The 257-nt window shown below is 65.0% G+C and carries 1 protein-coding gene; it reads left to right on the plus strand.

Translation table 11 applies throughout. The features are described 5' to 3' along the window. Nucleotides 1-257, plus strand: a 257-nt coding sequence (locus tag DRB19_RS29505) for an ATP-binding protein (protein WP_162815964.1), incomplete at both ends; no start/stop codon positions are given.

The following is a 257-nucleotide window of genomic DNA, read 5'->3' on the forward strand; positions in this document are numbered from 1 at the left end:
ACTTGCTTTTGGAAGAGCTCACCTTGCGCGAGAGCCGACGCATCAAGGCGGCCCTGATGATGGCGCGGCTGACCACGGTCAAGACCCTGGCGAGCTTTGACTTTGCCTTCCAGCCCTCGCTCGACCGCCATCGCATTCTGGCGCTGGCCGAGCTCAAGTTCATCGACCGGGCCGAGGCGGTGCATCTGTTGGGGCCACCCGGCACCGGCAAAAGCCATCTCGCGATAGCCCTGGCGGTGGACGCGGTGAAAGCCGGC

Source organism: Microvirga aerophila (assembly GCF_003332305.1).
Taxonomy (GTDB): Bacteria; Pseudomonadota; Alphaproteobacteria; order Rhizobiales; family Beijerinckiaceae; genus Microvirga; species Microvirga aerophila.